Genomic DNA, 26,104 nt, shown 5'->3' with positions numbered 1-26,104 from the left:
CTTTTTTCAGATGAGGAAAAGAAACAGCTCGCTACAGCTGTTCTTCGTCTTCAGACTGAATCGTAAATTTCCGTGTGACCTGCTGCAGTTCTTCAGCCATATGCGCAAGCGTTTCGGCGGATGAACTGATTTCTTCCATGGAGGCCAGCTGCTCTTCAGCTGAGGCGGCGATGTCTTGAATGCCGGCGGACCCTTCTTTGGCGACTGAGGTAATGTCCTCCACCGCGTTTGTCACATTTTGTGACCCGGCTGCAAGCTTCTCAAGCGTTCCGTTCATATGCTGCAAGGCGCCTGAAATCTGAGTCGTCATTTCTGAGATTTTTTTGAAGCTTTCGGCCGTTTGATCCGTAATATCGAGGCCTTCCTTCACATCTTGATTCACCGCTTGGAATACGGAAAGCGATGTGGCGATTTCTTTGACGATTTCCTGAATCAGCGTTTCGATTTCCTTCGCGGAGCCGGCTGATTGTACGGCAAGCTTCCTCACTTCTTCCGCAACGACGGAGAAGCCCCGCCCGTATTCGCCTGCTCTGGCCGCTTCAATGGCAGCGTTTAAGGCAAGCAGATTTGTTTGATCGGCAATGCCGTTAATGACGTTGAGAATGCTCTTAATGTCGTGCGACTTCGTTTCCAGCCCTTTTACGACCGCTTCCGCCTGCTGTACGGAACGATCAATTGTTTTCATCTGGCCTACCGTTTTCGCCACTAATTCTTCTCCGCTTCCGGCCGTTTCAGAGGTTTGGATGGCGGATTCAGTGATTTCCGCCGATACATTCGCCGTCTCGGCAATGCCGGCATTCATTTGGGAAAGATGATCAGCACTTTCTTCTAATTTCTCACTTTGTGATTCGTTTCCGTTTGAGAATTGTTCAATCGCCAGTGTAATATGCTCTGTCGCCTTGCTTGTCTGTCCGGCGGATGCCGTCAGCTCTTCGGATGAAGAAGCGACATGTTCGACGGATGATTGGATGACGCCGATGACAGAACGGAGTGAGGCCGACATCTCATTGAAGCTTTGGCTGAGCTGCCCGAATTCATTTTTTGACTTGATATCAATGACTTCCGTTAAATCGCCGTCACTGATTTTAGCTGATGTCGAAACAAGTTTTTTGAGCGGTTTTGCAATCGAGCGAATGATAAAAAAGATTAAAATACCGCCGACGATAAGAGAAACCGCCAGGATGATCAGCGCCATTTTCATGACAGGCGAGGCTGCGTCATGGATCTCACTGACAAAAAATGTGCCGGCGATTTTCCAGCCCGTCAGTTTGTTTGTCGTGAAGGCCATTTTCTTCTGCTGTCCTTCAAACATGTATTCAAACGATCCGCTTGATTTGGAAAACACTTCTTTCGTCCACTCTCCGGAGCCTTCCGTTCCCGCTTTTATAGTCGGATGGGCGATGTATTTTTTATCTCCCGTTGTAATGAAGGCAAATCCTTTATGACCGATCTGGACGCGTTCGGAAGCGTTCAGCAGGTCGCCCAGATTAATATCAAGCGCCACAACGCCTGATCCGTCTTTTGTCTGCTGGGCAATCGTAACGACCGTCTGTCCGGTTGCAGCGTCTTTATAAGGCTCGGTAAACACCGGCTGTCCGCTTTTTTCAACCGCTTTGGTATACCACTCGCGCGTGAGCGGATTATAATCGGACGGCATATCAACGGACGGATATTTCACGAACGCTTTGTCGCGAGACGCGGCGTAAATTGACGCGACATCGTCATTTACGGTGACATACTGCTTCATATTGTCGAGCAGTACTGATTTATTTTTTGTGTTCAGTTTTTCCTTAGTGATTGATTCGCTGTAGTAGTCAATCGCTTTCAGCTTGCCTTCGAGCATGTTTTCCAGCACGCTGTTCAGTTCGCTGACATTTCCCTGGGCGCTGTGGGTCAGTTCGCTTTCTAATGTACTCCCCGCCGTTTGGTAGCTGAAGTAGGCGAGTATGCCGACCGGAAGCACCAATACGGCTAAAAATGCCGCGATCAGCGGCTTGCTGATGGATGGCTGTTTGATCCAATGTATCAGTTGTTTCATTTTTTCAGTCTCCTTCTTTGAAAAGCTAAATCTAATATCGTCAGATAGGACAAAAGATTTATTAAAAAAACTAAAAAAAACACCCAAACAGCACATTTGGGTGTTCTATGACCTATTAATCTATTTTAAATCGTTTCGTCATATCACGTAATTCTTCCGCCATTTGAGATAACGTTTCCGAAGACGAACTGATTTCTTCCATTGAAGCCAGCTGTTCTTCGGCGGAGGCCGCGATATCCTGAATGCTGGCGGAGCTTTCTTTTGCGATGGACGCGATTTGCTCCGAAGCTCCTGAAATCTGCTGAGATCCTGCTGTCAGCTGTTCTACCGTCGCATTCATATTTTGAATTTCTCCGGCGATCTGGTTCGTCATTTCAGAAATCCGTTTGAAGCTCGTTTCGGTCTGATTCGTAATATCCAGTCCGCTCTCCACCTCTTTGTTGACGGATTGGAACATGCCGAGAGATGTATTGATTTCGTTGACGATTTCTATAATTAAGCTTTCGATTTCTTTCGCTGAATCGGCAGACTGGACCGCAAGTTTTCTGACCTCTTCGGCGACGACTGAGAAGCCCCGGCCGTATTCACCCGCACGCGCGGCTTCAATTGCCGCGTTCAGCGCAAGAAGGTTTGTCTGATCAGCGATTCCGTTAATGACACGGAGAATGTTTGTAATGTCTTTTGATTTTGTTTCAAGTCCGCGCACCACTTGTTCAGCTTCTTTCACTGACCGGTCAATGACGTTCATTTGGCCGACCGTCTGGTGGACGAGCTTTCCGCCTGAATTGGCGACTTCCGCTGATGTGGCGGAGGATTCGGTAATGACGGCAGATGCTTTCGCCATATCTTTAAGCCCGCTGTTCATTTGGTAAATATGTTCCGCCGCGCTTTCAATATTTTCACTTTGGCTTTCATTTCCGTTAGAAAATTGTTCGATCGCCAGTGTGATATGTTCGGTTGCCTTGCTTGTCTGCTCCGCTGAAGCCGTCAGCTCCTCTGAGGAAGATGCGACGTTATTCACGGAATCCTGGATGGCATGGATGAGAGACCTTAGCGAAGCGGCCATATTGTTAAAGCTTTTGCCAAGCTCGCCTAATTCATCTTTTGACTGAATCTCGATCGTTTCTGTTAAATCGCCTTCACTGATCTGTTTCGATGATGTCACAAGCTGCTTGAGCGGTTTTGTGATTGAACGGATAATCAGCACCATGACAATGGTTCCGATGACAATCGCTAATACGAGAACGAGCAGGGACAGATGAAGGATCGGCAGGGCCGCTTCATGAATTTCGTCCAGATACATCGTTCCGGTAATCTTCCAGCCTGTCAGCCCGTTTGTATCATAAGCCATTTTCTTTTCCTGGCCGTCGTATTTGTATTGAAAATCACCTTTTTTGCTGGTGAACAGCCGTTCAGCCCACTCCCCGTTTAATACTGTGCCTGACGTGCGGTTCGGATGGGCGACCACTTTTTTGTCTTTCGTCAGGATAAAAGCGTAGCCGGATTTTCCGATGTTCACTTTCTTTGTCGTTTTCAGAAGCTCATCGATTTTCATATTGATGGCGACGACTCCTGAGCCGTCTTTCGTCTGCTGAACGACTGTCACGACCATCGTATTGGTGGAAGCCGTGCGGTAAGGATCTGTTACAACAACTTTCCCCTTATTTTCCACGGCCTTTTTATACCAGTCTCTTTCAATCGGATTATATCCTTTAGGCATCTGCAGATCCGGATACCGTGTGAAATGTCCTTCCGTGTCACTCGTATAGATGGATTCCACGTCTTTATTGATCTTCATGTACTCTGTGAATTTATCGGTAATTTGCGATTGGTTTTTCGGCTTGTACCGATCCTTTGTGAGCCAGTCGCTGAAATATGCCGTTCCGTCTTCCTTTTGGCTGATGCTTGTGTTGATCATATCGTTAATCTGCTGCACATTATCTAGTGCGCTTCCCATCATCTGCCTGTCAAGCGTGCTTACCGCCGATTGATAGGCGATAAAAGCCAGCGTTGAAATAGGAAGAATGAGAATGGCCAAAAAAGAAATGAGCAGTTTTCTTGTAAGCGATCTCTGCTTGATGATTTGAACAATTTTTTTCATCTGCTATATCTCCTCTTGCGTGTTTACCCTTCATATCGGCAATTATGGGTAAATATACACATCCAAAAAGAAGAAATATAACGAAACATACTTTTTACCTATTGTTAAATTAGTCTTTTAGACTTAATTAAGAGTTTATCTTAAAACGCTTTGTCAGTTCGCGTAATTCTTCCGCCATTTTTTCCAGCGTGACGGCGGAGGAACTGATCTCCTCCATGGACGCAAGCTGCTCTTCAGCTGAAGCCGCGATATCCTGAATGCCGGCCGCGCTTTGTCTGGAGACGGCCGCGATATCCTCTGAAGCGTTTGATACTTCCTGAGATCCGGCAGAAAGCTGTTCCACGGTTGCATTCATATTTTGCAGTTCACCGGCAATCTGATTTGTTTTAACGGAAATGTCCCGGAAGCTTTTTTCCGTTTCGTCCGTTAACTGAAGTCCGCTTTTCACCTCGTGATTGACGGATTCCAGCATTCCGAGCGAAGTATGAATTTCTTTGACGATTTCATGAATTAAGGATTCGATTTCTTTCGCTGAATCGGCAGATTGGACGGCAAGCTTTCTCACTTCTTCCGCAACGACTGAAAAACCGCGTCCGTATTCTCCCGCTCTTGCCGCTTCAATGGCTGCATTTAAAGCAAGGAGATTCGTTTGATCGGCAATGCCGTTAATGACGCGCAAAATGCTGGTGATGTCCTGCGATTTGAGTTCAAGCCCTTGTACGACTTGCTCCGCTTTACTTACGGATTGGTCAATGGCGCCCATCTGGCCGGCTGTTTTCTTGACAAGCCGCTCACCGGCGCCGGATATCTCCGCCGATTCAATTGACGTTTCCGTCACCACGGCTGCCGCTTCCGCCAGATCGCTGAGCCCGTCTTTCATCTCATTCACTTGGGCTGTCGCTTTATCAATACTCTCACTTTGGTCTTCCGTTCCATTAGAAAACTGTTCAATCGCAAGGGTGATATGTTCCGTTGCTTTGCTCGTCTGCTCAGCCGAAGCCGTCAGCTCCTCTGAGGAAGAAGCGACGTGTTCAACAGAGTCCTGAATTCCCTGAATAAGCGAACGGAGTGAATCTGTCATATGATTAAAACTTTTACCGAGTACGCCGAGCTCATCTTGAGAGCTGACATCAATGGTTTCCGTCAGATCTCCGCTGCTGATTTTTTCCGCTGAAGCTACGAGACGTTTTAACGGTTTGGTAATTGAGCGGATGACAAAATAAATGAAAATCATCCCTGCGGCAATGGCTATCGCCAATATGATAACGGCCAGAGTCAGAACCGGTCTTGCCGCATCCTTGATTTCATCCACGGACATGGTTCCGCTGATCTTCCAGCCCGTCGCTTCATTGGTCACGTACGCCATTTTTTTCGCTTTCCCGTTCAGCGTATATTCATAGTCGCCTTTTTGCCCGCTGTATAATGTATCAACCCATTTTCCCGATACCGCCGAGCCGGCTTTTTCATCACTGTAGGCAACGGCTTTTTTATTTTTGCTGAGGATAAAGGCGTATCCTTCTTTTCCGATGTTCACTTCTTTTGTCATCGTGATGAGATCGTCGATTTTTATATCAATGGCGACGACGCCTGATCCGTCTTGCGCCGCGCGGGCCATAGTGACGACCATCTTTTTGTTTGAGATGGACTCATAAGGGTCTGTGATGATGGTTTGGCCTTTATTCTCCATGGCTTCCTGATACCAGCTTCTTTCAAGCGGATTGAAATCGGCCGGCATATCGGCATGCGGATAACGGGTAAACGTTCCTTCCTTGCTGCTTGAAAATACGGCGGACGCTTTATCATTGCTTTCAATAAACTGCTTGAACCTTTCTTGCATTTCCGTTTGGTTTTTTTCTTTGAATTTGGCGCTTGTCGCCCATTCGCTGAAATATGCTGAGCTTTTTGTAAACATTCCGATCCGGTCATCAATCATATTGTTTAAGATTTGCACATTTCCTTCGGCGCTTTCCATCATTTGCTTTTCAACGGATGAAGCCGCCGAACGGTAGGCGCCGGCAGCCAATACTGCTACCGGAATAATTAAGATCAGTAAAAATGAAATGATAAGTTTTTTTGCTATTGATTTTCTGGCGATTTTTTTTGCTGTTTTTTTCAATTTTGTAAACCTCTTTCAATCATTTACTGTTTATATCGGCCAACTCCCTTTTTATTACATTGAAAATTAAGTCATAAATGAAAAATAGTTCTATGTACTCCCTTTGCATGCAAGACTTTTTATTTAATTATCCGGATGTCACTATAAAAAAGACGCCTTCCATCCGGAAAGCGTCCTTTTTTACTAGTTGATTTTAAATTGTTTCGTTAATTCCCGCAGTTCTTCGGCCATTTGCGCCAAAGTATCGGCGGATGTGCTGATTTCTTCCATTGATGCAAGCTGTTCTTCTGCGGATGCGGCAATATCCTGAATGCTTGCTGCGCTTTCCCGTGATACGTCCGCAATATCGGTCACCGCGGCTGAAACGTGCTGAGAGCTGTCCGACAGCTGTTCAACCGTGCCGTTCATCGATTGAAGCTTCTCGGCAATATCGTTTGTCATGCCGAAGATATTCTGGAAGCTTTCTTTCGTGCGGTCCGTTACGGCAAGTCCGGATTGAACTTCTTCATTAACGGATGTGAACATGTGAAGCGATGTATTAATTTCAGCCGTGATTTCCTGAATGAGTTTTTCAATCTCTTTGGCTGAACCGGCGGATTGGACGGCAAGCTTGCGCACTTCTTCGGCTACCACTGAGAAGCCCCGCCCGTATTCACCGGCTCTTGCCGCTTCAATGGCTGCATTTAAAGCAAGCAGGTTTGTCTGATCGGCAATACCGTTGATGACTCTTAAAATATGAGTGATGTCTTTTGATTTGGCCTCAAGGCCTTTTACAACCGCTTCCGCCTGCTGGACCGATTGATTGATGAGATTCATCTGCCCGACGGTTTGCTGCACATATTCTTCTCCGGTGCCGGCAGCTTCCTTCGATTGTTTAGATGCTTCCGTAATGGATGATGATGTGCGGGAAACGGCGGCGAGTCCGTCATTTATATGATTCAGCTTGGCTGAGCTTGAATCGACTTTTTCGCTTTGCTCTTCGTTTCCGTTTGAAAACTGCTCAATCGCCATTGTAATATGTTCCGTCGCTTTGCTTGTCTGCGAAGCTGAAGCGGTCAGCTCTTCCGATGACGCGGCCACGTTGTCGACAGAGTTTTGGATCGCGCTGATCAGTCCGCGCAGAGATTCTCCCATTTCATTAAAGCTCGCGCCGAGTTCGCCCAATTCATCTTTCGAGCGGATATCAATGGTTTCAGTCAAGTCTCCGCCGCTGATTTGTTTAGAAGAGCGGACAAGCCGTTTCAGCGGTGACGTAATGGATCTGACAATCAACAGAATTAAAATTCCCCCGATGATAATGGATGCTGCAAGGACGATCATTCCCATCGTCAGCACCGGTTGTGAGGCGTCTTTAATTTCGTTGAGCTCCATGCTCCCCTCTATTTTCCATCCGGTCAGTTTATTTGTCGTAAACGCCATTTTTTTATTTTGATCATCGAGCTTGTATGAAATAATGCCGCTGTCTTTGCTGTATACCTCATTCAGCCACGGGGTTGAAACTTTATCGCCCGGTTTGTGATCTTTATGCGCGACATAGGTTTTATTTTTGGACGTGATAAACACGAAGCCTTTTTGCCCGATTTTGATTCCCTGCATCTGCTTCAGCAGCTGGTCAATCGTAATATCCATGGCCACTACGCCTGTTCCGTCCTGCATCTGCTTTGCCACGGTGACGACCATGCTGCCGTCGCTTGCCGCGGTGTAAGGGTCGGTGACAACGAGCGTGCCGCCAGCCTTCACAGCGTCTTTATACCAAGTGCGTGTTCTCGGATCGTAATCGGCCGGAGTATTCTCCTTCGGCGCCTGTGCGTAGCTGCCGTCTTCCGTTCCTCCGTAAATGCGGGCTACGTCCTTATGAATAGACGTGTATTGCCCGAACTTTTCTTCAAGAGCAGACATGTTTTTCTTTGAGAAGGATGAACCTTTTAACGTTTCACTGAAAAATTCAATCGCCTTTGCTTTTGCGCCGATATCATTTGTAATCGTTGTGTTAAAAGATTCGATGTTATTTTTCGCGTTGCCTGAAATCTGATCATCCAGCGAATTGCTCGCCGTATGGTATGAACTGAATTCTAACACGAGAATCGGTATGATTAAGATCACGATAAATGAAATGATTAATTTACGTGAAATCGATGCCTTTGTGCACCAATTGATGAATTTTTTCATATTAAGCTGCTCCCTCAAGTGTGATACCTTATATATCGGCTCAGTCTTCACATTTTGTTAACATTTCCTCCTTTTTTATGACTTGATTTTCATTGCCCAAGCTTCCTGCATATCTTATAAAAAAAGAGAAGGGGGGCGCGCAGATGATTATCATATCCGGCCAAGTGCTTCGGCCTCAGGACATCGCGAACTGGCAGACGGAAGAAAGCCTTGTTCCGTATATAAATGAACTGCTCAATTCTCCCGTACAATTCGATTACGGGTCGATTGCTGAACTGATGTTCGAGGTGCGGCTGCGCCGCCATATTGTGGAAGCCGCAAGAGAACTGCACGGATCAGGTGTGAAATTTGCAACTTTCGCCAAAACATACGGAAATACGGCTTATTGGAGAGTGACGCCGGAAGGAGCCTTGGAGCTGAAGTACAGAATCCCCGCTTCAAAAGCGATTCGGGACATTATTGAAAATGGGGCGTTTTACGCATTTGAATGCGCTACCGCCATTGTTGTGATTTATTATCTGGCCGTCTTAAAGACAATCGGTGAAGAACGGTTTAACCGGCGTTTCCGGGATATCACTTTGTATGACTGGCACTATGAGCATCTGCCGATCTACACGGAAACCGGCAGCCACTTTTTACGGGGAGATTGTTTATATTTTAAAAATCCTGATTTTAATCCTGCAAAGGCTCAGTGGCGGGGAGAGAATGTCATTGTGATGGGGAATGATCAATATTTCGCCCACGGTCTCGGGATTCTGACCGCTGAACAAATCATCCAGAGATTGAATTCTTTAAGAAAAAAAAATGCCGTGCAGCCGGCTTATCTGCTTAACCAGGCAACAAGGCTTGATGCACCCGCGCTTTATCAGATCATGCATTAAAACAATCCCATCGTCTGTCATTGTGACGATGGGATGCGGAATGCTTTTCTTTTCCGGTAAAAAGCCGTCGTGCCGAGCGCTTGGTTTGCAGCCCATTCAAACTTCTCTAAATCATGTCGGGTGACGGCTCTGTCCCGTCTGCTCCATTTAATGGCGCGGACAAAGTAATACCCTTTAATCGGTGCCATGGTGACTTTGGAATGCGGAAAATCTTCAAAGACAAACTCAATAGTCCCTCTTTTTTTATAGGACATTTGAAGAATCTTCATCATCCATCACCTCACGATTTCTGGATTATGATTCGCACAATCTGTCCAAAACGGTTTTCACGTCTGTCGGCCCTTCAAGTTTCGCGGCGGACTGGCCGGCCCATAAAGACATATACTCCGCGTCTCCTGATTGAGCCGCGTGCCCGCGCATCGGCTTTGTCAGCGTATTATGCAGCGGATAAGGCAGCGTTTTTCCCTCGTCAGCTTCATATGTTTTCATGAACTGATTCACGATTCCCCGCGCCTGTTTTCCCGAAAACAGGGTGGTCAGCCGCGTGTCGGCTCCTTTTGATTCGGTAATGGCTTTTTGATATGCCGGTGAGGCGCTGCTTTCTTCACAAAGGAGAAACGGTGTTCCTACTTGAACGCCGTCCGCACCCAAACATCGGGCCGCCTGCACGCCGCGGCGGTCAAAAATGCCGCCTGCCGCAATCACCGGGATATTCAGCGCGTCTTTAGCCTGCGGAATCAGCGCCATAAGGCCGAGAGCCGGTTCTCCTTTAACCGGCAGAAACGACCCCCGATGTCCGCCGGCTTCTATTCCCTGAAGAATAACGGCGTCCATCCCCCGTTCTTCAAAGGCCTTCGCTTCCTCCGGCGTTGTCGCCGTGCCGAAAAGGAAACAACCGCTTTTCTTCAGCTTTTCCGCCGTTTCTTCCGGCGGCAGGCCGAAGGTGAATGAACACGCTTTGACTCCGTAACGGATCAGAAGCTCCGCTTTTTCCTCGAAATCATTCCATTCTTCTTTCAGATCAGAGAACGGCTTGGCGTCTTTTGCCCTTGGGATGCGGGCTTTCCATTTTTCAACCAGTTCCGCCTCAGGCATCTGTCTTTCCTCCGGGACGAAAAGATTTACTTGAAAGGAGCGGTCCGTCAGGTCTTTCATCTCGATAAGCTGTTTTTCAAGCGCTTGCGGGCTGACGTATCCTGAAGCGAGGCTTCCGAGCGCCCCTTCATTTGATACCGCCGAAGCCAGACGCGGCGTGACCAGCCCGCCGGCCATCGGCGCCTGAATGACGGGCTTTGTTAATGATAATGCACTCATCCACTCACTCATTTGTGTTTTCCTCCGTTTCAGCCTGTATTTTGATATAACAGGTTCTGTTTCGCGGACCGTCAAATTCGCAAAAATAAACGCCCTGCCATGTTCCGAGTATCAGGCGCCCGTCTTCTATGATGACATGCTGGGAGGCGCCGGTTGTACTCGCTTTCATATGTGCCGCCGTATTTCCCTCCATATGCCGGTCCAGTTCGTGCTCCCACGGATACATTTCATCAAACCTTCTGAGCATATCCCTCTTCACATCCGGATCGGCATTTTCATTTATGGTAATGCCGGCGGTTGTATGGGGACAGTATATGAGCGCCAAACCGTTTTTTACGCCTGTTTTGCGGAGAAACGCTTCAGCTTCATGTGTGATGTCGATCATTTCATCCCGTCTGTTTGTTTGGATCTGCAATTTTTTCAGCATATAAATGCCTCCTTTCTTTTTCTCTTCCTTTCCCATATTCGTTTCTGTATTTGTCTTTTCCTGTCGGATCGCGATGATAAACGCAGATCACAAAAAACTTCAGCCTCGGGACTGAAGTTTTTCACCATATATATACGCGGGCCTCATAAGGCTTTAAAAGAAAGGATGTCACATGGCGATGCGCTTCTGTTTCCGCGTTTGCAAGCACGAGAGAATCGGAGTCAAGCGGATAACCGGGATGTCTGTATAAAGCGGGGGTTCGAGACAGATTTGTGATGATCAGGGCGGTTTTTGTTCCGTTTTTTCTTAGATAGGCATAAATCTGCCGGTCATTCGGAAGCAGCAATTCGTATGTGCCGCTGATCAATACGCCGTGTTCTTTTCTGAGGGCGAGCAGCCGTTTGTAGAAATGGTATACGGATGTTTCATCCTGCATTTGTGATGCAGCATTCAGCCATGTGTGGTTCGGATTCACTCCGAGCCACGGAGAAGCATCAGAAAACCCGCCGTTCGCCTCACCGCTCCATTGCATCGGTGTCCGTGAATTATCCCGGCCCTTCTTCCAGATGATCTTCATCACTTTTTCATGCGGAACGCCGCGGGACGTCTCTTTTTCATACAGATATTTCATTGCGGCGTCATCATAATCTTCAATGGATGGAAACGAAACATTGGTCATTCCGAGCTCCTGCCCCTGGTAAATAAACGGCGTGCCTTTCATCAGCATATACATCGCGGCGAGTGCCTTGGCGCTTTCTGTCAAAAACCGTTCGTCACCCCATACCGAGACGGAACGGGGCTGATCGTGGTTCTCCATAAACAACGCGTTCCAGCCCTTTCCTTCAAGACTGTTCTGCCAGCCGGACAAGACGCGCTTAAGCGCCGGAATGGAGATGCTTTGATCATCTCCCGTATCCCAGAGGCCGAGATGTTCAAATTGAAAAATCATTTGAAAGACGCCGTTTTCTTCACCAGCCCAATCAGCCGCCTCCCAAGCCGCCACTCCGTTCGCCTCGCCGACCGTCATGATCGGATAGCGCGAAAATGTTTCCCGTTTCAGCTCTTTTAAGAGATCCATTATGCCTTCCCCATTCATATGATACGGGAAAGACGGGACGTACGGGAGACCGTCCGGATTCGGCATGTCAGGGAGCCCTTCTTTTTTCTTAATGTGAGAAATGGCATCCACCCGGAAGCCGTCTATGCCTTTATCAAGCCACCAGCGGACCATCTCATAAACGGACTGCCTCATCGCTTCGTTTTCCCAATTTAAATCAGGCTGTTTTTTGTCAAACAGGTGCAGGTAATACTGGCCGGTCTCTTGATCATATTCCCACGCCGATCCGCCGAAAATGCTTTCCCAATTGTTCGGCTCTTTGCCGTTTTTTCCGTCTCTCCAGATGTACCAGTCCCGTTTTTCGGAATCTTTCGCTGAGCGTGATTCGATAAACCAAGGGTGCTCATCGCTTGTATGGTTGATGACGAGGTCTATAATCAGCTTCATGCCGAGCGCATGGACATCCGCAAGGAGCCGGTCAAAATCCTCCATCGTCCCGAATTCGCCGGCAATTTGTTTATAATTCCGAATATCGTAGCCGTTGTCCGCGCCCGGCGAGTCAAAAACGGGACAAAGCCAGATCACATCCGCCCCCAACTCTTTTATGTAATGAAGCTTTGCTCTGATGCCGTTCATGTCGCCGATTCCGTCCCCGTTCGAATCCATAAAGCTTCGGGGATAAATTTGATAGACGGCCGCCGTTTTCCACCAATCCGTTTTCATACCGACACTCCTTTCTTTACATCATATGAAGGAGCGGGACGAAGAAGCATTTTTTCCATAAAAAAAGCCTCATTGCAAAAGCAGGAGGCTCAGAAATCAGTTTTTTTAATTTCAACGAAGCGGATATGATGGTCTTCCGCTTCCAGCACCTTAAATTCACACCCTTCGGCATGAAACACATCACCATTTTTCAGCTCCATTTTTTGTGTTAAGAGCCAGCCGGCAATCGTGTCAATGTCTTCATTTTCGATGGCGATATCGAGGAGATCATTCACCTCTTCTATGAGCGCCTTGCCGTCCATCACATAGTGGTGTTCGCCTTTTTTGACGATGTGGGGCATTTCATCCTGGTCATATTCATCACGGATTTCCCCGACGATTTCCTCCAATATGTCTTCGACGGTCACAAGTCCCGCCGTGCCGCCGTATTCGTCAACGAGAATCGCCATATGAATCCGCTCCTTCTGCATCCGTATCAAAAGCTCCTGAACGGGGATGCTTTCAATGACTCTGATGACCGGACGCATAATTTCTTTTAATTCAATGGAGCGGCCGAGAAAATACGCTTTAAATAAATCCTTATTGTTAATAATGCCGAGAATGTGATCTTTGTCTTCCTTAATAACCGGATATCGCGTATACCGTTCGTTGATGATCAAATGTATGGCTTCATCAACTGACTGTTCAAGCGAGATGGCGGCGATTTCGGTGCGCGGCACCATGATTTCTCTGGCGACCCGGTTATCGAATTCAAATATCTTATTGACGTAACGGAATTCAGATTGATTGATTTGACCTTTTTTATAGCTCTCGGACAAAATCAGCCGCAATTCTTCTTCACTGACCACGACCTCATGTTCTTTCACCGAATGAAAACCGAACAGCTTGACCAAAAATCCGGCTGAGCCGTTTAACAGCTTAATAAACGGATACATCACTTTATAAAACAGAATGAGCGGTTTCGCCGTCCACAGACTGACGGCTTCGGCTTTTTGAATGGATATCGTTTTCGGCGCAAGCTCTCCGATGACGACATGCAGATACGTGACGGCGATAAACGCCGCAATAAACGTGACGACGTGCGTAATAGATGACGGCATTCCGATCAGGCTGAAAACAGGATGAAGAAGCCGCTGAATCGTCGGTTCACCGAGCCAGCCGAGTCCGAGCGCCGTAATCGTAATGCCAAGCTGGCACGCTGATAAATATTCATCGAGATTTGAAATTACCCTGTGCGCCGCGAGCGCCCGGCTGTCTCCGGTTTCAACCAGCTCCGCGATTTTTGAACCGCGGATTTTGACAATCGCAAATTCCGCAGCGACAAAGATGGCCGTTAATCCGATTAACAGCATAATGAGAACCAGTTTTAATATAAGCAAAAAAACCCCTACCGCAAACGGTAAGGGGCCACCTCCTTCGTGTTAATTCTCATCACGACCATTTAAGAAAATCATCACAAAACGAAGCAGCTCGAATAATGAAACGAGCGCCGCAGCCACATACGTCAGCGCGGCGGCGTTCAGCACTTTATTCACGCCGTGTTCTTCACTGTTGCGAATGAATCCTTCCGACACGATAATCCGCTTCGCCCTCGCGCTGGCATTAAACTCGACAGGCAGTGTGACAAGCTGGAAAAAAACAGCGGCCGAAAACAAAATAATGCCGAGTCCGATTAAGTTCAAGCTGCCCAGGAGCATCCCGCCCAAGAAAAGCAGAGGGGCAACCCCGGAGGCAAAATTGACGACCGGAAAAATTTTGTGCCTCAGCACAAGCGCGCCGTATGATTCCTGATGCTGCAAAGCATGTCCGACTTCATGGGAAGCGACGGAAATGGCGGAAATGGAGCGGCCGTAATATACCGGCTCAGATAAACGCACCACCCGCTCCGTCGGGTCGTAATGGTCTGTTAAAGTGCCTCTTACCGGTTCTACCGGCACATCATATAAACCGTTAATATCAAGAATCCGTCTTGCCGTTTCCGCCCCCGTCCGCTGACTGGAAGCTTCCACGTCTGAGTATTTCTGAAAATTGCTTTTCACTTTAAATTGTGCCCAAAACGACAATCCCAATGCAGCAATTGTTAAAAAGATAAACAGCATATTATCCTCTTCCTTTTTCTCTTATATCGTACGATCTGCTTATATATTATTTTAATGATTGTCCGCTTTCCTGTACAGAAATCCGCTTCTTTTTTCTGACAGGAATCAATCCTCCGAGCATGATGAGGATACACCCGGCCAATCCGATGTAAAACGGAAACGTGCCTGCGGTCTCTTTTGCAAAAACAAGCCATGAAAATCCGCCGGACATATGATTGTATCCATTCAAATCGAAAATAAGCAATACGGCCGCCGAAGCGAGCAGCTGCGCTCCGGCCAGCGCCGCCAGCAGTTTTTGAATGACTGTCATTTGACTCACCCTTTTTCGGTCCGCTTTCTTTATCATATGAAAAAATAAGGGTGAATATGTTTTCGGCGATTTTTGAAAGACATCAAACGAACTGGGACATACTGTATAAAAAAAGATACAGGTGTGATCGACATGAAAGTGACAAATGGCGAGAAAGAACAGCTGAGCAATGCGATAGACAGAATGAACGAAGGGCTTGACGCCTTCATCCAGCTCTATAATGAAGCGGAAAACGATGAACCTCTCATTCAGTTTGAAGATGAGACGGCCGATTTAATCAGACATGCGCGTGACTCATACGGCCAGGAACAGCTGGACGAAAAACTAAACACCATTATTAAGCAGATTTTATCCATCTCTCTGTCGAAAGAAGAGCCGGACGAATGAAATCAAACCGTTTATTTATTTCCTGGCTGAGATGGCCGTTATATGTTCGGATCGGGCTGATCATTATCGCCTTGATTTTATTGTTCGGCCAACTCATTTACATGCTCGAACCGAAGCAATTCACGTCTGTGTTTGAAGGGGTTTGGTGGGCGGTGATTACGGTGGCCACAGTCGGCTACGGCGATTACGTTCCCCAGACGCCGCTCGGGCAGATTGCCGGTATGGTGCTTGTATTAAGCGGAGCGAGTTTTGTGACCGCCTATTTCGCCACGCTTTCTTCAGCCGTGTTCAGCAAACAGCACCGCTATGTCGAAGGCAAGGTCGCCTTTAAAGGCAAGGGGCACGTCATTCTTATCGGATGGAATGAAAAATCGCATATGCTGCTGAAAGAACTGCAGCACATCGCGCCGTCAAAAACTGTCGTCCTGATTGATGATTCATTAAGGGAAGGGCCGCTTATTGAAAACGTCCATTTCATCCGCGGACATGCCGCTGATGACAGCACGCTCAATAAAGCGAATATTACGGAAGCCGATACCGTCATTCTGACAGCGGATCAGCAGAAAAATGAATCCGAAGCTGATATGCTGTCGGTATTAACGCTTCTCGCCATCAAAGGGCTGCACCCGTCCGTTTATTGTATCGTGGAAATTTTAACGGAACGGTATGTCAAAAACGCCGAGCGCGCAGGAGCCAATAAGATCCTGTGCACATCACGGCTGTCGAGCCGGGTGATGTTTGAGCATTACCGGGTCAAGCTGCAGCTTGCCAAACCGCAAACGCTGTCAGATCTGACGCTGGAGAAAAAGGTGCGCATCATTCCCGTCCCCGAGGAATTAAAGGGTTCATCTTATCATGACTGTGCGCTCTATTATCTTAAACGGAATACCACGATCATCGGCATACAAAAAGAAGAGGGGCCGATGCTGACCCCTCCCCTGTCATACCAGGTGCTCGATACTGATCTGTTTTTGGCTCTTTAATGCAGCAGGACGTCTTCCAGCTCTTTCACAAGCGAGATGCCGATATCTGTATATGAGCGGTCAATTGCCGCATCCCGCCGTTTCGGCTCGGAGAATTGGTTGAATAATGACTCAAAAACACCGCCGCCTGCGTGATCATCCGTTTCCTGCTGATAGACGTGCCTCAGCAAAAAGGGTGTGCCGATTGTAACGGCGGCCCCTCGTTCATCCAGGTGTCCCTTATTTGCTTCAACAGGGATACGGAGAAATACATAGCCGTCCTGATCGGAAATTTTGTAATCAAAGAACCCGCGGTCATACTCCCAGCCGCCTCCGATGGTATAACCGATCGATTTCAGCACCTGTTCCAATTCGCGGAGTAAAAAAGATTGCCCCTCAAGTGAAGATGGTATGCTGATCATGTGCATATGCTCCTTTTTGTCTTTAGCGTCCCCGCTCTGCGGTATCTTCATACGGCGTCAGGGAAGAATCGGGAGCGGCAGACAGACGCTGAAAAGAGGTAACGGCGCATTCAATCAGAACATACGTCACAATTGCGGAGAGAGCGGCTTCCGTTGAAATATAGAAAACGGCGGCATAGAGACAGCACTTCGTGATCAGCGTATGCATCCGGCCAATCTTCAGTTTCAGCCGGACCATGTCCGTAAACAAGCCGAGAGGGAAAGCGAAAAACAGGATGGTTTGTAAGAGGGATTCTGGAGACAGTTTTAGTGCCGAATAGACAATAGCGGCGGAACAGACGGAAATGACGGCATGCTTACATAAGAGCCGCATCAATTCATCATCACACCTTTCACGGTTTAAAAAAGGCTGACCCATCATGCTGAGGGCCAGCCCTTTTTTTTATTTTTCAAGACGTTTTTCAAGCTCTGCTTTTTTCTCTTCAAAGCCCGGTTTGCCGAGAAGCGCGAACATATTCACCTTATAGGCTTCAACACCCGGCTGATCAAACGGGTTGACTCCGAGCAGATAACCGCTCATGGCCACCGCTTTTTCAAAGAAATAGACGAGATATCCAAATGTATATGCATTAAGCTCCGGAATATTGACAATTAAGTTCGGCACTTTTCCGTCTGTATGGGCAAGCATCGTGCCTTCGAACGCTTTTTTATTGACGAAATCGACCGTTTTGCCGGCTAAGTAATTTAAGCCGTCGAGATCAGTTTCCGCTTCTTCAATTGTCAGCTCATGCTTCGGTTTTTCAACGTTTAATACAGTTTCAAACAGATCGCGTCTGCCTTCCTGCACGTATTGACCGAGAGAGTGAAGGTCTGTTGAGAAGTTAGCGGAAGAAGGATAGATGCCTTTTTCATCTTTTCCTTCACTTTCGCCGAAGAGCTGCTTCCACCATTCCGCAAAGTATTGCAGCGCAGGCTCATAGTTGATGAGCATTTCAACAGTTCTTCCTTTATTATACAGAACGTTGCGGACGACGGCGTATTGGTAAGCCGCGTTCTCTTCTAATTCCGAGCTGGAAAAGTCTTTGCTTGCATCAAGAGCGCCTTTCATCATTTCATCGATATCAGCCCCGCTTACCGCAATCGGCAGAAGACCTACCGCAGTCAGAACGGAGAAACGTCCGCCGACATCATCAGGAATAACGAATGATTCGAAGCCTTCTTCATTAGAAAGCGTTTTTAAAGCGCCGCGCTCTTTATCTGTCGTCGCGTAAATCCGCGCTTTCGCTTCTTCTTTTCCGTATTTTTCTTCAAGAAGTTTGCGGAAAATCCGGAAAGCGATTGCAGGTTCCGTCGTCGTGCCTGATTTAGAAATGACATTGATAGAGAAATCAGCGTCTTCCAAAAGATCCATAACATCTTTCATATAAGTTGAGCTGATATTGTTGCCGATAAAGATAACTTGAGGGTTTTTGCGCTTGTCTTTCGGCAGAACATTATAGAAAGAATGATTGAGCGCTTCGATCGCCGCGCGGGCGCCTAAGTATGAACCGCCGATACCCACGACGAGAAGCACGTCTGAATCTGATTTAATTTTTTCAGCGCTTTTTTTAATGCGCGCGAATTCTTCTTTATCGTAGTTTTCGGGGAGGTCCACCCATCCTAAAAAGTCGCTTCCGGCGCCTGTTTTTTCATGGATATTATGGTGTGCCGTTTTTACGAAATCACGTGCGTATGTAAGTTCATGTTCATTGAAAAAAGGTAACGCTCTTGAGTAATCAAAGCGTACATGCGTCATTTGCTTGTCCCTCCATCACGGTGAATTGTTTTCTCTTTCACTTTATATGAACTCACCCGCTAAATCAAGTCATGAAGAAGGGCGGATGAATACGGGATTTGCGCTAAAGATGCGTTCATTTTTTATACAATATCCCGGATTCGAGATGGTTATATTTGTATTAACTGTGAGAGGGATAACGAATCGAATGTTGGTGATCCAGGAACGTATCACCTTTACTTTGGAGCAGGATGACATCCATCGCTAATCCCGATGGGCCGGTTCTTTTTATATAGTACTCCTCTTGAGAGGCTGCCGCACAGGCATATTAAGGCATAAATGTCCATTTTTAAAAATAGTGTCTATATTTGGGGTATCGTAAGATGAAAGTTTATACCGGGAGGTGATTTTATGACTAAAACCATTGGTCTTATTTGCGGAAGTTTACGAAAAAACTCGTATAATCGAGCGATTGCTCAATCATTGATTGACTTCGATAATGCGGCTCAATTTCGCTGGGTTGAAATAGACAGTCTTCCTTTTTTTAACGAAGATTTAGAAATTTCCGGAGCACCAGACTCCGTAACATCCTTTAGAGCTGATATACAAGACGTTGACGGCGTCATCATTGTAAGTCCAGAGTACAATTCCGGAATTCCGGGGGTATTAAAAAATGCATTGGACTGGGCATCGAGACCGCGGACCTCTTCTGTTTTAAACAGAAAACCGGTTGGCTTAATCGGAGCAACCCCCGGAGGGTTCGGTACTGCCTTTGGTCAAACGCAATTGAGAGAAGTACTCGAAGCTATGCAAGTCAATGTTTTGCCATTTCAAAAAATGCTGATTTCGCAAGTCCATGAGAAAATTGATTCCGCTCAAAACATACTTACGGATGAACAAACAAAACGTTATCTTCAACGCTATTTACAACAGTTCATCCATTGGATTGATCATGCTCCGGTTCCCGTTCCAGATTAATTGAAGGATCATCACCCTCACGAAAAGTCACCTCAGAAATAGCTTTCTATCAAATACAGCATATGAATGATTCACCGTTTTCAATTCACAAACTTACTTGCCTTAATTCAAGGAGGATTATAAAATGTCTGATCTTTATTCCCGTCTTTCAAAAGATCATGCTACCGTGCTTTTAGTTGACCATCAAACAGGCCTTATTTCCGGTCTCGTGCGTGACTATGGCGTTGATGAATTTAAAAACAATGTATTGGCTCTCGGTGATACAGCTAAATTCTTTGATTTACCGGTTATTTTAACAACGAGTTTTGAAAATGGACCCAACGGACCGCTCATGCAAGAACTCGTTGATCTCTTTCCTGATGCGCCAAAAATAGCCCGTCCCGGACAAATTAATGCATGGGACAATGAAGACTTTGTTAAAGCCATTGAAGCAACTGGCAAAAAACAGCTGATTATCGCGGGGGTGGTAACAGACGTCTGCGTTGCTTTTCCTGCGCTTTCTGCCATTAAAGCAGGCTACGAAGTGTTTGTTGTGACAGATGCTTCGGGGACGTTTAATAAGCAAGTAGCAGATGCATCATTAACGCGTATGGCTCATGGCGGCGCGCAGCTTATGAACTGGTTCAGCGTAGCATGCGAGCTTCAGCGTGATTGGCGCAACGATGTTGAAGGTTTTGGCGCATTAATCTCCAGTCATCTTCCCGGTTATCAAAACTTAATGGGAAGCTATATGGGGGCTCAGCGGGACCTTAGTACACAAAATGCATAAAAGGAGCGCTGATTGAATCAGCGCCCCTTTTTTAAATTCGAAGTATAGCAAGGCTCTTCATCTTCATGATTTAGATTTTGTGTAAATAGATGATCGGCATCGCAAAGTTAATTGATCCTTTTCTGCTAAATGTACAGAAACAGGGAGTCAAATCCGCATCATGTGAGATTTCCATAGTTGTCTCATGGCAAGGGGTGTTTCACTTGCTCTTGATGCACTAATGAAAGTCTGGAAAGAGGGACTCCCAAAACGGTTACATCTGCAGCTTGAAAATCTATTTCATCTTCACCCCGGGCGGGAATGTATCTTACAGTGACGCCTTTAAGATGGCAAGTACGTCATCTTTGTTCAGTTTTTGGAAATTGCCGAATCCGCCGTATTCCATTTCTTTTGCGGCGATGTCTGCGATCAGCTCAAGCTTGTCTTCACCGATGTCATAATCCGCAAGGCGGGACGGTGCGCCGAGGCTTGTCCAGAACGCGGACAATTTATCGATCCCTTCAAGCGCAATTTCTTTATCCGTTTTGCCTTCAGTATCAATGTCAAACATGTTGAGCATGAGGTTTTTAAAACGGCCTACATTTGTATCAAGCGTGTATCTCATCCAGTTCGGGAACAGAATCGCAAGTCCTCCCGCGTGAGGGATGTCATAAACCGCTGATACGGCGTGCTCCATCGTATGGGAAGCCCAATCGCCGAAATAGCCCATTTGCAGCGTGCCGTTTAATGCGATCGTACCCGCGTATAAAATCGTTTCACGGTGCTTATAGTTCTCAAGGTCTTCCAAAAGTTTCGGCGCTGTTTCAATTACCGTCTGAAGGACCGCAAAACACATTCTGTCCTGAAGCGGCGTGTTTTCAACATTGTGGAAGTATTGTTCAAATACGTGGCTCATCATATCCACCATGCCGTATACGGTTTGGTTTTCCGGAACGCTGAAAGTATTCTCAGGATCTAAAATGGAGAAACGCGGATGAGTGACATTGCTGCCCCATACGAATTTTTCGTTTGTTTCCCAATTTGTGATAACGGAATCAGGGTTCATTTCAGAGCCTGTCGCCGCAAGCGTCAGCACCGTGCCGAACGGGAGCGCGTCCTGCGCCGTTACTTTTTTGCTGTAAATGTCCCATGCGTCACCGTCATATTTCGCACCGGCCGCAATCGCTTTTGTACAGTCAATGACACTTCCGCCGCCGACTGCGAGAAGGAAATCAATCTCATGCTGTCTGCACAGCTCAATTCCTTTATTTACCGTTTCCAGACGCGGGTTCGGTTCAACGCCCGCAAGCTCATGAACGGTTGCGCCTTCTTCTTTTAAGATGCCTGTTACTTGGTCATACAGGCCGTTTCGCTTAATGCTGCCGCCTCCGTATACAAGCAGCACGTTTTTCCCGTATTGCTTCAGCTCTTTTTTCAATTGGTCGATTTGACCTTTTCCGAAAATCAGTTTCGTCGGATTGTAGTACGTAAAGTTCTCCATTTATCATGACCTCCAAAAAAATCGTAAGGGAATTACTATAACACAGAAAAAAAGGAGCTGCCAATCCGGCCGCCCCCCTTATGTTATTACAATGATGCTTTCAGTATCGCAAGCACGTCTTCTTTCTGCAGTGACTTGAACTGTCCGAATGCTCCGTTTGCCATCGCTTTATCTGCAATCGTATCCAGCTTCTCATCAGAAATATCATAATCAGCGAGTCTGTTCGGAGCGCCGAGGCTCGTCCAGAAATCAGACAGCTTGCTGATTCCTTCAAGTGCGATCTCTTCATCTGATTTGCCTGTCTCGTCAATATCAAAGACACGGACGGCAAGCTGTTTAAAGCGGGCCGGATTTTCTTTGAGCACATGTCTCATCCAGTTCGGGAACAGAATCGCTAAACCTCCGGCGTGCGGTATATCGTAAACCGCTGATACCGCATGCTCGATGTTGTGTGTGGCCCAATCCCCTCTTGCGCCCATTGACAGCATTCCGTTTAATGCGATCGTGCCTGTATATAAAATCGTCTCACGAAGCTCGTAGTTCTCCAGATCATCGATCAGCTTCGGCGCTGTTTCAATCACCGTGCGCAGAAGCGATTCACACATCCGGTCCTGATACGGCGTGTTTGACGTGTGGTGGAAATATTGTTCAAACACATGGCTCATCATATCGACCATGCCGTAAATGGTGTGGTCTTTCGGAACGGTAAATGTGTTTACCGGATCGAGAATAGAGAATTTAGGGTAAACGAGCGGGCTCCCCCATCCGTATTTCTCTTGTGTCTCCCAGTTTGTGATGACTGATCCGGAGTTCATCTCTGAACCGGTTGCCGCAAGGGTCAGCACTGTTCCGAACGGCAGCGCTTCTTTCGGCTGGTGTTTTTTCGTGACGATATCCCACGCGTCGCCGTCATATTTAGCGCCCGCCGCGATGGCTTTCGTGCAGTCAATGACACTTCCGCCGCCGACGGCCAATAAGAAATCGATGCTGTTTTCTTTACAGAGCGCAACACCCTTGTTCACCGTTGAGACACGCGGATTCGGCTCTACGCCTGCCAATTCATGTACGGTAACTCCTGCTTTTTTCAGCAGTTCGGTTACTTGATCATAAAGACCGCTGCGCTTAATGCTGCCGCCCCCGTATACGAGCAGTACGTTCTTTCCGTACGGCTTGATTTCTTCAGGAAGTTTTTCGACCTCTCCCTTTCCGAAAATCAATTTGGTCGGATTCCAATATGTAAAGTTTTGCATGACATCTCCTCCTTTGGATTTATATTATGCAGAAAGTTGACGTTCAATGTAAAGCAATCCGCTTTTTTGACGGCACATCACACGGTTTACAGGCAGCGGCTTCGCGGGAAAGGCACTTGTACAGCTTGAGACAGTGTGTGATTTACACGGCGGAGAATGTAGTATGCATAGATTCTTTGCTTTGTCACAATCTATAACTGTTTCACGAATTCATAGAGGAGGTTGTTTACATGAGTGTTATTCAGCGTATCTGTCTCGTATTAACGATTATCGGCGCTATTAACTGGGGACTGATCGGATTTTTCCAATTTGATTTAGTAGCAGCCATCTTCGGCGGCCAAGGATCAGCTCTGTCGCGGATTATTTACGGTCTTGTCGGCATCGCCGGTCTGATCAATCTCGGCCTGCTGTTTAAGCCGAACGAAGAAACATCCCGCGAGGAAGCGGCAAATCCGGAAGTCAGATAAACAAACATAAAAAAAGCACCGAACATACATATCCGGTGCTTTTTTTGATGATTATTTTTTGATAAGGTCTTTGCGGTTGGACTGTTCAATCCACTCTTCAAGCTTATCTTTCAATGTGTTGAAACCTTGCGGAGCAGATGTTTCTTCAGAAGCTTGAGCCGCTTTCGGTTTTCTTGGTTTGCTTTCTTTTCTTTCAGGCGCCGCTTGAGTCGCACGGATAGAAAGGCTGATTTTGCCTTTTTCTTCGTCAACCGCAAGTACTTTTACTTGTACTTCGTCACCGATTGAAAGGTGCTCGTTAATGTCTTTTACGAAACCGTGAGTGACTTCAGAAATGTGAACAAGTCCTTGAGTTTCTTCATCTAATGCAACAAACGCACCATACGCTTGTAATCCTGTTACTTTACCAGTGTAAACACTGCCCACTTCAAATTTTGCTGCCATTCATAACAACTCCTAAGTTAAATTAAATACAGATTATACGCAATTTAAAATTATATCATACAAGTTTGTTTTTCGCAAAGAGAACTTTTTTACATGATCATGTTTAAGCACAGAAAAATGGGGGTATACTATGATTACGAAGGCTTTCTAGTATTCCCCCCTTTTATTTGGATGCGAACCGGGTTCGTGTCTTTTTTTATGCCCTTTTTTCAACAAACCGTTTGATTCTGACGAGCGCTTCCTGAATCTGCTCAATGGATGTCGCATAGGAACATCTGATGTAGCCTTCGCCGCTCGGGCCGAATACATTCCCCGGAACGACGGCTACTTTTTCTTCAATGAGCAGCTGTTCCGCGAATTCTTCTGAACTCATGCCGGTCGACTGAATGGAAGGAAAGGCGTAAAACGCTCCGCCGGGGTGGTGGCAGCCGAGTCCGATTTCGTTCAATGTCTCCACAATCAGGTTTCGGCGTCTCCGATAGCTTTTCTTCATTCTTTCGACGTCTTCCTGGCCGTTTTTCAGCCCTTCAAGCGCCGCGTATTGTGCCATGGAAGGCGCGCACATCATCGCGTGCTGATGAATTTTGAGCATCGCATCCCTGATTACGGGAGGCGCCGCCGTAAATCCGAGTCTCCATCCCGTCATGGCAAATGCTTTGGAGAAGCCGGAAATGAGAACCGTGCGTTCCTTCATGCCGCGGATGGCCCCCATGCTCGTGAATGGCTCATCATACGTCAGCTCGGCATAAATTTCATCGGCAAGCACGATCAAGTCGTGTTTTTCAGCGAAAGCAGCGATGGATTCAAGCTCTTCTTTCGAATAGACAGAACCTGTCGGATTTGACGGCGAGCATAGAAGCAGCGCTTTTGTCTTGTCCGTCAGGGCCGCTTCAAAATCGGCTGGGGATGCTTTGAAACCTTTTGCAGCGACAGTCTGAATCGGCACCGGCTTCGCCCCCGTCAGCGTCACGAGTGATTCATATGCGACAAAACATGGTTCGGGAATTAACATTTCCTCTCCAGGATTCATAATGGCGCGGACAGCGAGATCAAGCGCCTGGCTTGCCCCTACAGTAACGATCAGTTCACTGTCAGGCGAATAACTCAGGCCGAACCGCTGATCTAAGTAGCGGCTGATTTCTTCTCTCAGTTCATAAAGACCCGCATTTGCCGTATAAGCCGTATACCCCTGTTCTAAAGAAAGAATACTCGCTTCCCTCACGTTCCAGGCTGTCACAAAGTCAGGCTCTCCCACTCCCAGTGAAATGACGCCTTCCATCGTAGCGGCCAGATCAAAGAACTTGCGGATGCCTGACGGTTTAATCTGCTGCACGTAGTCAGATAAATAAGAAGTCTTCGTTTCCATTTACGGAGACACCACGATTCTTTTGTCATCGTCTCCGCTTTCAAAGACTTTGCCGTCATGCTTATATTTTTTCAGGATGAAGTGCGTTGTCGTGGAAACGACAGACTCAAGGGTGGACAATTTTTCAGACACGAAGCTTGCCACGTCTGACATCGTATTGCCGCGAATAACGACGGATAAGTCATACACCCCTGACATCAGGTACACTGATTCAACTTCCTGGAATCTGTATATCCGCTCAGCGACTTCATCAAAGCCGACATTTCGTTTCGGAGTGACTTTTACGTCAATCATCGCCGTGACGCCTTCCAAACCGTCGACTTTGCGCCAGTCGATCATCGCCGCATAATCAATGATGACTTTTTCCTTTTCAAGCTTTTCAATGATGCTTTTGACTTCTTCAGCGGGAATGTTTGCCATTTTCGCAATCGTTTCCGCATCAACGCGGCTGTTTTCGTCTAAAATTTCTAATATTTCTGTTTCTTTTTCGGTCAGCTTCATACGTTTCACACCTTTGCATTATCAAAAATCTTCATGACATTATATCACGATTTTCGACAAATGCTAAGA

25 protein-coding genes and 1 pseudogene are annotated in these 26,104 nt (G+C 46.9%); 6 read left to right on the top strand and 20 right to left on the bottom strand.

Annotated elements, in window-relative coordinates:
* Positions 1–31: 31 nt before the first annotated feature.
* The 5 genes and pseudogenes from OQ477_RS16210 to OQ477_RS21080 form a co-directional block, all read right to left on the bottom strand.
* Positions 32–2,038, bottom strand: a complete 2,007-nt coding sequence (locus OQ477_RS16210) for a methyl-accepting chemotaxis protein (RefSeq protein WP_265973179.1) — start codon at positions 2,036–2,038, stop codon at positions 32–34.
* 115 nt (positions 2,039–2,153) lie between these two features.
* Positions 2,154–4,139, bottom strand: a complete 1,986-nt coding sequence (locus OQ477_RS16205; RefSeq protein ID WP_265973177.1) for a methyl-accepting chemotaxis protein — start codon at positions 4,137–4,139, stop codon at positions 2,154–2,156.
* A 127-nt stretch (positions 4,140–4,266) separates the two neighbouring features.
* Positions 4,267–6,255, bottom strand: coding sequence for a methyl-accepting chemotaxis protein (locus OQ477_RS16200; protein ID WP_045208719.1), 1,989 nt, complete (start codon positions 6,253–6,255; stop codon positions 4,267–4,269).
* A 183-nt stretch (positions 6,256–6,438) separates the two neighbouring features.
* A complete protein-coding gene (locus OQ477_RS21085) occupies positions 6,439–7,266 on the bottom strand; it encodes a methyl-accepting chemotaxis protein (RefSeq protein ID WP_370530897.1) in 828 nt (275 codons plus the stop codon).
* 117 nt (positions 7,267–7,383) lie between these two features.
* A pseudogene (locus OQ477_RS21080) lies at positions 7,384–8,424 on the bottom strand (cache domain-containing protein); the annotation flags it as partial.
* 143 nt (positions 8,425–8,567) lie between these two features.
* Between OQ477_RS21080 and OQ477_RS16190 the strand changes: the two are divergent.
* Positions 8,568–9,305, top strand: a complete 738-nt coding sequence (locus OQ477_RS16190) for a protein-glutamine gamma-glutamyltransferase (protein ID WP_007408635.1) — start codon at positions 8,568–8,570, stop codon at positions 9,303–9,305.
* A gap of 17 nt (positions 9,306–9,322) precedes the next feature.
* Here OQ477_RS16190 and OQ477_RS16185 read toward each other — a convergent pair whose 3' ends face one another.
* From OQ477_RS16185 to OQ477_RS16155, 7 genes are all read right to left on the bottom strand, one after another.
* A complete protein-coding gene (locus OQ477_RS16185) occupies positions 9,323–9,574 on the bottom strand; it encodes a hypothetical protein (protein ID WP_007408636.1) in 252 nt (83 codons plus the stop codon).
* Between the two features lie 25 nt (positions 9,575–9,599).
* Positions 9,600–10,631, bottom strand: a complete 1,032-nt coding sequence (locus tag OQ477_RS16180) for an NAD(P)H-dependent flavin oxidoreductase (protein ID WP_265973173.1) — start codon at positions 10,629–10,631, stop codon at positions 9,600–9,602.
* Positions 10,624–11,046, bottom strand: coding sequence for a secondary thiamine-phosphate synthase enzyme YjbQ (locus OQ477_RS16175; protein WP_017419405.1), 423 nt, complete (start codon positions 11,044–11,046; stop codon positions 10,624–10,626). Before OQ477_RS16175 ends, OQ477_RS16180 begins: the two co-directional genes overlap by 8 nt.
* Positions 11,047–11,167: 121 nt before the next feature.
* Positions 11,168–12,826, bottom strand: a complete 1,659-nt coding sequence (locus OQ477_RS16170; RefSeq protein ID WP_265973171.1) for a glycoside hydrolase family 13 protein — start codon at positions 12,824–12,826, stop codon at positions 11,168–11,170.
* Positions 12,827–12,915: 89 nt separating this feature from the next.
* Positions 12,916–14,205, bottom strand: coding sequence for a hemolysin family protein (locus tag OQ477_RS16165; protein ID WP_038459629.1), 1,290 nt, complete (start codon positions 14,203–14,205; stop codon positions 12,916–12,918).
* Positions 14,206–14,247: 42 nt separating this feature from the next.
* Positions 14,248–14,925 (bottom strand): zinc metallopeptidase, encoded by a 678-nt coding sequence (locus OQ477_RS16160; protein ID WP_003152125.1) that lies wholly within the window; start codon positions 14,923–14,925, stop codon positions 14,248–14,250.
* A gap of 46 nt (positions 14,926–14,971) precedes the next feature.
* Positions 14,972–15,235: a hypothetical protein gene (locus OQ477_RS16155; protein ID WP_015418085.1), complete on the bottom strand. Its 264-nt coding sequence runs from the start codon at positions 15,233–15,235 to the stop codon at positions 14,972–14,974.
* A 132-nt stretch (positions 15,236–15,367) separates the two neighbouring features.
* Here OQ477_RS16155 and OQ477_RS16150 point away from each other — a divergent pair, with 132 nt between their 5' ends.
* Together OQ477_RS16150 and OQ477_RS16145 are read left to right on the top strand one after the other, a co-directional pair.
* Positions 15,368–15,622 (top strand): Atypical membrane-integrating protein, encoded by a 255-nt coding sequence (locus OQ477_RS16150; protein ID WP_015418086.1) that lies wholly within the window; start codon positions 15,368–15,370, stop codon positions 15,620–15,622.
* Positions 15,619–16,605: a potassium channel family protein gene (locus OQ477_RS16145; RefSeq protein WP_007408644.1), complete on the top strand. Its 987-nt coding sequence runs from the start codon at positions 15,619–15,621 to the stop codon at positions 16,603–16,605. The genes OQ477_RS16150 and OQ477_RS16145 overlap by 4 nt, the downstream gene beginning before the upstream one ends.
* On the opposite strand, the gene OQ477_RS16140 is transcribed toward OQ477_RS16145, so the two are convergent.
* The 3 genes from OQ477_RS16140 to OQ477_RS16130 are packed head-to-tail and all read right to left on the bottom strand — an operon-like array spanning position 16,602 to position 18,801.
* Positions 16,602–17,006: a YugN-like family protein gene (locus OQ477_RS16140; protein ID WP_265973167.1), complete on the bottom strand. Its 405-nt coding sequence runs from the start codon at positions 17,004–17,006 to the stop codon at positions 16,602–16,604. The two genes, OQ477_RS16145 and OQ477_RS16140, sit on opposite strands and share 4 nt — an antisense overlap.
* Before the next feature lie 22 nt (positions 17,007–17,028).
* Positions 17,029–17,427, bottom strand: a complete 399-nt coding sequence (locus OQ477_RS16135; RefSeq protein WP_323054515.1) for a transporter — start codon at positions 17,425–17,427, stop codon at positions 17,029–17,031.
* Positions 17,428–17,448: 21 nt separating this feature from the next.
* Positions 17,449–18,801, bottom strand: coding sequence for a glucose-6-phosphate isomerase (locus OQ477_RS16130; protein WP_265973166.1), 1,353 nt, complete (start codon positions 18,799–18,801; stop codon positions 17,449–17,451).
* 390 nt (positions 18,802–19,191) lie between these two features.
* Between OQ477_RS16130 and OQ477_RS16125 the strand changes: the two genes are divergently transcribed.
* Together OQ477_RS16125 and ycaC are read left to right on the top strand one after the other, a co-directional pair.
* Positions 19,192–19,758 carry an NADPH-dependent FMN reductase gene (locus tag OQ477_RS16125; RefSeq protein WP_045208727.1) on the top strand — a complete coding sequence of 189 codons (567 nt, stop codon included), beginning with the start codon at positions 19,192–19,194 and terminating at the stop codon, positions 19,756–19,758.
* 124 nt (positions 19,759–19,882) lie between these two features.
* Positions 19,883–20,527: an isochorismate family cysteine hydrolase YcaC gene (gene ycaC / locus OQ477_RS16120; RefSeq protein WP_265973165.1), complete on the top strand. Its 645-nt coding sequence runs from the start codon at positions 19,883–19,885 to the stop codon at positions 20,525–20,527.
* Between the two features lie 307 nt (positions 20,528–20,834).
* On the opposite strand, the gene OQ477_RS16115 is transcribed toward ycaC, so the two are convergent.
* Positions 20,835–22,007 carry an iron-containing alcohol dehydrogenase gene (locus tag OQ477_RS16115; RefSeq protein ID WP_265973163.1) on the bottom strand — a complete coding sequence of 391 codons (1,173 nt, stop codon included), beginning with the start codon at positions 22,005–22,007 and terminating at the stop codon, positions 20,835–20,837.
* A gap of 86 nt (positions 22,008–22,093) precedes the next feature.
* A complete protein-coding gene (locus tag OQ477_RS16110) occupies positions 22,094–23,257 on the bottom strand; it encodes an iron-containing alcohol dehydrogenase (protein WP_265973162.1) in 1,164 nt (387 codons plus the stop codon).
* Positions 23,258–23,487: 230 nt separating this feature from the next.
* Between OQ477_RS16110 and OQ477_RS16105 the strand changes: the two genes are divergently transcribed.
* Positions 23,488–23,724: a DUF378 domain-containing protein gene (locus tag OQ477_RS16105; RefSeq protein WP_003152104.1), complete on the top strand. Its 237-nt coding sequence runs from the start codon at positions 23,488–23,490 to the stop codon at positions 23,722–23,724.
* Between the two features lie 51 nt (positions 23,725–23,775).
* On the opposite strand, the gene yugI is transcribed toward OQ477_RS16105, so the two are convergent.
* From yugI to OQ477_RS16090, 3 genes are all read right to left on the bottom strand, one after another.
* Entirely contained in the window at positions 23,776–24,168 is a 393-nt protein-coding gene (yugI, locus tag OQ477_RS16100; protein ID WP_007408653.1) for a S1 domain-containing post-transcriptional regulator GSP13, read from the bottom strand.
* A 196-nt stretch (positions 24,169–24,364) separates the two neighbouring features.
* Entirely contained in the window at positions 24,365–25,534 is a 1,170-nt protein-coding gene (locus OQ477_RS16095; protein ID WP_029973792.1) for an aminotransferase, read from the bottom strand.
* On the bottom strand, positions 25,535–26,035 hold the full coding sequence (locus OQ477_RS16090) for an Lrp/AsnC family transcriptional regulator (protein ID WP_003152098.1): 501 nt from the start codon (positions 26,033–26,035) through the stop codon (positions 25,535–25,537).
* Positions 26,036–26,104 lie beyond the last annotated feature (69 nt).

Source organism: Bacillus sp. ChL18 (assembly GCF_026241425.1).
GTDB classification, from domain to species: domain Bacteria; phylum Bacillota; class Bacilli; order Bacillales; family Bacillaceae; genus Bacillus; species Bacillus velezensis.
The sequence above is the reverse complement of the archived record's forward strand: the minus strand, read 5'-3'. Positions and strand labels throughout refer to the sequence as shown.